This is a genomic window from Martinezella hainanensis (assembly GCF_900094555.1).
In the GTDB taxonomy this organism is placed as follows: domain Bacteria; phylum Pseudomonadota; class Alphaproteobacteria; order Rhizobiales; family Rhizobiaceae; genus Rhizobium; species Rhizobium hainanense.
Genome location: NZ_FMAC01000001.1, coordinates 1,311,155 through 1,318,011 on the forward strand (window position 1 = coordinate 1,311,155; position 6,857 = coordinate 1,318,011).

5 protein-coding genes are annotated in these 6,857 nt (G+C 60.0%); 4 read left to right on the top strand and 1 reads right to left on the bottom strand.

All coding sequences use genetic code 11. The features are described from left to right. Nucleotides 1-24 precede the first annotated feature (24 nt). From GA0061100_RS06365 to GA0061100_RS06375, 3 genes are all read left to right on the top strand, one after another. Nucleotides 25-939 carry a haloalkane dehalogenase gene (locus GA0061100_RS06365; protein WP_280173809.1) on the top strand — a complete coding sequence of 305 codons (915 nt, stop codon included), beginning with the start codon at nucleotides 25-27 and terminating at the stop codon, nucleotides 937-939. Nucleotides 940-1,087: 148 nt separating this feature from the next. Further along, nucleotides 1,088-1,978: an amino acid ABC transporter substrate-binding protein gene (locus GA0061100_RS06370; RefSeq protein ID WP_075851817.1), complete on the top strand. Its 891-nt coding sequence runs from the start codon at nucleotides 1,088-1,090 to the stop codon at nucleotides 1,976-1,978. A 201-nt stretch (nucleotides 1,979-2,179) separates the two neighbouring features. Next, complete coding sequence (locus GA0061100_RS06375) at nucleotides 2,180-4,741, top strand: GcvT family protein (protein ID WP_075851818.1); 2,562 nt, start codon at nucleotides 2,180-2,182, stop codon at nucleotides 4,739-4,741. Nucleotides 4,742-4,790: 49 nt separating this feature from the next. Here GA0061100_RS06375 and GA0061100_RS06380 read toward each other — a convergent pair whose 3' ends face one another. Then, nucleotides 4,791-5,654: an alpha/beta fold hydrolase gene (locus GA0061100_RS06380; RefSeq protein WP_075851932.1), complete on the bottom strand. Its 864-nt coding sequence runs from the start codon at nucleotides 5,652-5,654 to the stop codon at nucleotides 4,791-4,793. Between the two features lie 240 nt (nucleotides 5,655-5,894). Here GA0061100_RS06380 and GA0061100_RS06385 point away from each other — a divergent pair, with 240 nt between their 5' ends. After that, nucleotides 5,895-6,668, top strand: coding sequence for a class I SAM-dependent methyltransferase (locus tag GA0061100_RS06385; RefSeq protein ID WP_075851819.1), 774 nt, complete (start codon nucleotides 5,895-5,897; stop codon nucleotides 6,666-6,668). The last annotated feature ends 189 nt before the right edge of the window (nucleotides 6,669-6,857 follow it).

The window sequence follows — 6,857 nt, forward strand, 5'->3', positions numbered from 1 at the left end:
GATATAGACAGGCACCTGACCATTATGATAGATAGACAGGTACCTTACCATCCTATTTCACGAGAGGATACCCACATGCCCTCGCTCGATGTGTTGGACTCGACGATCTTCTATGAGGATGCGGGCATGGGAGCGCCCTTCGTCTTCCTGCATGGCAATCCGACCTCATCCTACTTGTGGCGGCATATCACCCCAGCCATTACGACGCCGGTTCGCCGCCTTGCTCCCGATCTCATAGGCATGGGCCAGTCCGGCAAGCCCGATATCGCCTATTCATTTGCCGACCACGCGCGCTATCTCGACGCCTGGTTCGACGAACTCGTGCTGGACGATGTCATATTGGTCGGCCACGATTGGGGCGGCGCGCTCGCCTTCGATTGGGCCGCCCACCATCCGGAACGCGTGCGCGGCATTGCCTTCATGGAAACCATCATCAGGCCTTTGACCTGGAACGACATGCCGAATGCACGCGCCCGCTACGAGATCCTGCGTTCGCCGGGCACAGGGGAAGCGAAGGTTCTGGACGAAAACTTCTTCATCGAACAGGCACTGAAGGCTACGGTTCTGAATGGATTGAGCCACGAGGACCATGCCGTCTACCGCGCGCCCTACCCGACGCCCGAAAGCCGCCGACCGCTGCTTGCCTGGCCACGCGCAATGCCGATCGAAGGCGAACCGGCCGATGTCGTTGCGCGCATCCAGGCCTATGACGCGTGGCTTGCCCGCAGCGAAGATATCCCGAAGCTGCTGCTGACCTTCGATGGTCCAGCAGAGACGCTGCTGGTCGGCGAGACGATGACGGACTGGTGCCGCGAGAATATTGCCGGATTGGAGATCGAAAACTGCGGGCCGGCTAGGCACATCGCACCGGAGGATCAGCCGGAGGTGATTGCAGCGGCAATCTCCAGCTGGGCCGCGCGTCACAAATTGTCCCGTTGAAGCATCGACCTCCAAGACAAGAAGGATTTCGCCACCCCTGCTCGACGGCAAGCGATTAAGGACAATCCATCGTTGACAAAAACCTGTCAGGCCATAATCTGCACCTAAGCCTTTGCGATTGCCCAATTTTCTTTTGGAGATCAGGATCATGCCGGCAAATTGCATGAGACGACTGGTTCTGGCAGGCATCATCCTCGGCATATTCGCCTATGCGGCTGCCGCCGCGCAGACGCTCGATATCATCGCCCAGAAAGGCGTGATCCGCATCGGCTATATCAGCGACGAAGCCCCCTTCTCCTTCAAGAAGAAAGACGGCAACCCGACGGGATACACCATCGACCTTTGCGGCAAGATCGCCGATGCGGTCGGGCGCAAGGTCACGAATCTCAAGCGCGATTATGTCGAAACCACGCTTGCCGATGGCTTCGATGCGGTGAAGAGCGGCCAGGTCGACCTTCTCTGCGGCGCCCTGACCATCAGCCTCGGCCGACGCAAAAGCGTTGATTTCTCGCAGCCGATCTTCATCACTGGCGCCAGCGCCCTGCTGCGCAAGGATTCGCCCGATTATCTGATGGCTTTGTTCCTAGACAAGCGTCTGGCGCAGGTCTCCGCCAAGCCGGCCCCCGCGACAAGCACGATCGGCGTTCGCGCCGACACGACGACGGGCGCGACACTGCGCGAAGCGCTAGGCTCCGACGTGCCGAAGACGCGGATCGCCGATTTCGCCACGCATCAGGACGGCCTGATCGCGCTCGAAAACCATAAGATCGACGCCTATTTCGCAGATCGCGCCCTGCTCTTCGATCTCGCTTCCCATGCCCATAATCCGTCCACGCTCGCCATCGGCAATCGCCTCTTCACGCACGAGCCCTATGGCATTGCACTTCGGCAGGATGACTCCGCCTTTCGCCTGCTTGTCGACCAAACGCTGACCGAGACCTACCAGTCGGATGATTTTGCCAAGCTGCTTGCGACCTATTTCGGCCAGGAAGGCCCGATCTTGCGCCGCGAGATCATGATGCAATCGATCCCGCAATAGCGCGACATGAGTTCACAGACGGCGAAACCATCGCCTTTGCGACATGGTGACTTGCGATCATCGGCGCGAACTTCACCCATTTCTCCATGGGGAAGGCCGCGCAGTCGTCGTGCAAGCATCTTGATTATGTCGTAGACAGGCTCTGGTCGTCGCCGCACACATCATAAAATCCGTTTTCAGTATCAATCAGGGTCGCACGCAATGGCAGTATTTCCTCAAAAGGCGAAGGTCGTCATCATCGGGCTTGGCGGTATCGTCGGCGCATCGATCGCCCACCATCTGATCGAGCGCGGCTGGGACGATATTGTCGGTATCGACAAATCAGGCATCCCGACGGATATCGGCTCGACCGCCCATGCATCCGACTTCTGCTACACGACCAGCCACGATTTCCTCTCCTGCTGGACGACACTCTACTCGATCGATTTCTACGATAAGCTCGGTCACTACGCCCGCGTCGGCGGCCTGGAAGTCGCCCGCGTCGGCGATGATGACCGCATGGCGGAAATCAAGCGCAAGGTCACCTCGGGCAAGGCCTTCGGCACGCGCGTAAGCCTGGTCGAGCCCGCCGAGATCAAGGAGAAATTCCCGCTGATCGAGGAAAGCATGGTCCAGGGCGGCATGTGGGACCCGGATGCCGGCCTCGTCATTCCCCGTTCGCAGACCGTTGCCGGCAAGCTGATCGATCAGGGCGAAAAGAGCGGCAAGCTGCAGTCCTTCGCCAATACGCCGGCCCAGTCGCTGATCGTTAGGGATGGCCGCATCACCGGCGTCGTCACCCATCGCGGCACGATCGAGGCCGAATATGTCATCGTCTGCGCCGGCCTCTGGGGCCGCCTGATCGCCGAAATGGTCGGCGAAGATCTGCCGGTCATGCCGGTCGACCACCCGCTGACCTTCTTCGGCCCCTATAACGAGTTCGCCAACACGGGCAAGGAAATCGGCTTCCCGTTGATGCGCGACCAGGGCAACTCCGCCTATATGCGCGACACCGGCGACCCGAAGACCGCCGAAGGCGGCCAGATCGAATGGGGTTATTACGAAGAGAAGAACCCGCGCCTCTGCCATCCCCGCGATCTCCTCGAAAAGCATGAGGCACGCCTTTCGCCCTCGCAGCGCGATCTCGACATGGAACAGATCATCGAGCCGCTCGAACGCGCCATGGAGCTGACGCCAATCCTCGGCGAGCTCGGCTACAATGAAGGCCATTCCTTCAACGGTCTTCTACAGGTCACGACCGATGGTGGCCCCTCCGTCGGCGAAAGCCAGAAGGTTCGCGGTCTCTGGTATTGCGTCGCCATCTGGGTGAAGGACGGCCCCGGCTTCGGCAAGCTCGTCGCCGACTGGATGACCGACGGCCGCACGCCGATCGACCACAACAGGATCGATTATTCCCGCTTCTACCCCCATATGCTGGAAGAGAGCTTCATCGAAGGCCGCTGCACGGAGGCAGCCCAGAAGATCTACAATCCCGCCGTTCATCCGCGCGAACCCTATGCGACTGGCCGCAACATCCGCCGCTCCCCCTTCTATGAGCGTGAAAAGGAACTCGGCGGCTACTTCATGGAGCTCGGCGGCTGGGAGCGCGCGCATGGCTATGCCGCCAACGAGCATCTGCTCGAGAAATACGGCGATCGTATCCCCATGCGTGCAAACGAGTGGGACAACCGCCATTTCTGGCGCGTTTCCAATGCCGAACACCTGGCGCTGAGCGAAGATTGCGGCATCATCAACCTCTCGCATTTCGCCATGTACGACATCGAAGGCCCCGACCATGTCGAGCTGCTGGAATGGCTCTGCGCCGCCAAGATCGGCGGCGATGCCAATATCGGCAAGGGCATCTACACCCACTTCCTCGACGATGAAGGCATGGTGCGCGCCGACTTCACCGTGATCCGCATGGCCGACCGCTGCCGCCTGATCGACGGCGCCGATGCCGGCCCGCGCGATTTCCACTACATGCGCCGCGTTGCCGAGGACAAGGGTTTCGACGTCACTATCACCGACGTCACCGAGCGCTATGTCACGATCGGCATCTGGGGGCCGAATGCCCGCACCAACCTGCAGAAGGTGGTCGAGGCCCCGGAAAACCTCTCGCACGAGAACTTCCCCTTCGCCGCGATCAAGCAGATCCGCATCGCCGGCAAGAACGTCACCGCATTCCGCATCTCCTATGTCGGTGAACAGGGCTGGGAACTGCACATGGCCTATGGTGACGCGCTGGCCGTATGGGATGCGCTGCGCTCGACCGGCGCCATCGCCGTCGGCGTCGAAACCTATGCCAACAGCCGCCGCATGGAAAAGAGCCTGCGCCTGCAGAACGCCGACCTGCTGACGGAATATAATCTGCTCGAAGCCGACCTCGCCCGCCCGAAGGTCAAGGAGGCCGATTTCCGCGGCAAGGCCAAGCATCTGGAATATCGCGCCCGCGAGCACCAGCCGGCCACGCTCTGCACGCTCGTCGTGACTGACAATATCGATGCGAACGGCGTGGCCCGCTACCCGGTCGGCATCCTGCCGGTCATGGACCCCGAAACCGGCGAAACTCTGGTCGACGACCTCGGCCGCCGCTCCTTCACCACCTCGATCGCCTACGGCCCGACCATCGGCAAGAACATTGCGCTCGCCTACCTCCCCTGGTCCTATGCCCAGGAAGGTCGCAAACTGCAGGTCGAATATTTCGGCGAGATCTATCCGGTGGAAGTCGTCGGCGTAGGCTACAAGCCGCTCTACGACGCCGAGAATTTGAAGCCGAGAAGCTGATTTTCACAGAGCGGAAAGCGAGGCCATGACTGGCTTTCCGCTCTGTCTGTCAGGCCGTGTGATCGACGATGGCCCGGACGATCTCGTCAATGTCACGCTCATGAATTTCGTGCCCTCCACCTTCGATCCGGTGCAGCCGTCCATTTTGTACGACCTTGGTGAAGGCTTCGCCATGCTCTACGGGAAACAGCGGATCGGCTGTGCCATGGATCGCAAGAACCGGCTGCCTGATATCGGCTACCCGCAACCTTGCAGGCCCTTCCTCGCCCACCAGCGCGAAATGGTTCGTGGCGCTGGCAAAGGACGGCGCCCGGTCCATGTCGCGCGCAATCAAGGCACTTGCGGCGTCAGGATCGTGCGGATGCCTGGTGCCGGCAAGCATGGCTGCGTCACGGAGGAGGAACGCAGCAATAGCCTCAGAGCTAGACCAATCGACCGTTTCGGCGGCCCTGGAGTGCTCCTGATATGCTTTTGTCGAGGAGGGCAAGCCCTCGACTGCAAGCGGTGATGTGCTGATCAGCGTAAGCGTCCGTACATACCGGGAATGGCGCAACGCGACCTCCTGCGCGACGAAGCCGCCCATCGACATGCCGACCACATGCGCTGTTTCCAATCCGTAACCGCCGAGAATGGCGATGACATCGTGAGCGAGATCGCCGGACGAATAACCGGGCGCGCCTTGCGGATAATGTGTGGAAAGGCCAGTATCACGCTGATCGTATCGGATCACATAGCGCTGGCAAGCGGCGAGCTCCTCGCACAATCTGTCCGGCCACCACAGCATCGAGGCCATCATCCCCATGATCAATATTATGGGCGGGCTGGAGGGGTCACCGAAAGCCTGGGTCTGCAGTCTCACTCCTTTGACTTCGATCGATGTTTCGGTGACGGCGATTTTTCCTGCTTGCTCCATGACAAAATCCATCCGCTTGCGAATTGCAACTAGAGTACATGTTGCATAACTGATCCTACCATGCAATCAGTTAGGGAAAAGGTGTCGCACGGAAACCAACGTCCCCTAAAGCAGCTGTAGCAAGAGCCCCCGGCAGCTTCGGTCTAAGACTATGCGAGAATAATGAGTTAGAACGGTTCGGATATCCGGGAGAGTTGAACCGTTCCAACAGCTAAACCAAAATGGGGAGGCCTCACGGCGTTGCGGTGTGCTGATTTTTACGACGCAGAACTTTCGCGGCATAACCGGCATTTACGAGCAGCTGCCGACGTCCGGCCGCTCGACCGCGTGCTCGATATCGGCTGCGGCACCGGACAAACCACCCGGGAGGCCGCCCTTGCCGCAACGAACGGCGAAGCGTTTGGCGTGGATATTTCCGCCGAAATGCTTGCGATCGCGCGGCAACGCTGCCTGGAGGCGGGGTTACGGAACGTCAGCTTCGAACTAGGCGACGCGCAAAGCCACGACCTGCCATCGGCCGGCTTCGATCTATGTATCAGCCGTTTCGGTGTTATGTTCTTTGCCGATCCATCGGCCGCATTTGCCAATATCGCCCGCGCCATGCGCCCGGGTGGACGCCTCGCCTGGATGGTATGGCAGGATCAGGAGCACAACAAATGGTCCGGCGCCATCAGGCATGCCTTGGCACCAGGAAGCGCAATCTCGGAGAAAGCCGGCAAGGCGTTTTCGCTGGGCGATCCCGCCATAGCCACGAAGCTGCTGGGCATCGCCGGCTTCACCTCGATCGATTTCATCGAGGTACACGAACCGGTCTTTTACGGGCCGGATGTCGCTACCGCGCTCGATGCTCTTGCCGGCCTCTATATGGTGAAGGACGCGCTCACCCAAACTGGTGAGGCACCAGACCAACCACTACGACGGCTCCGTGCACTGCTGGAAGCGCATATGACGCCCGAAGGCGTGCTTTTCGACTCCCGGGCATGGATCATCACCGCTGATCGGGCCAGCACTTGAAGAGCTCTGGCCCGACGGAGTTGCGGCATCTCGATATCGAGCAATGAAGATGTTTGTCTCTCGTTGAATTCAAAAGTTAGTGGACTTGGTTTTGTCTTCTGGTTTTGAAGCTGCGGCCTTCAGGTTAAGGTTCTGCGGGGGATGGGCTAGCGATGGCTAAGGGAAAGCGAAGCCTTGGGGGAAAGCGAA

Coding starts and splice junctions, on each gene's coding strand:
- GA0061100_RS06375 (WP_075851818.1), top strand. CDS start 2,180: ATGGCAGTATTTCCTCAAAAGGCGAAGGTCGTCATCATCGGGCTTGGC.
- GA0061100_RS06365 (WP_280173809.1), top strand. CDS start 25: ATGATAGATAGACAGGTACCTTACCATCCTATTTCACGAGAGGATACC.
- GA0061100_RS06380 (WP_075851932.1), bottom strand. CDS start 5,654: ATGGAGCAAGCAGGAAAAATCGCCGTCACCGAAACATCGATCGAAGTC.
- GA0061100_RS06370 (WP_075851817.1), top strand. CDS start 1,088: ATGCCGGCAAATTGCATGAGACGACTGGTTCTGGCAGGCATCATCCTC.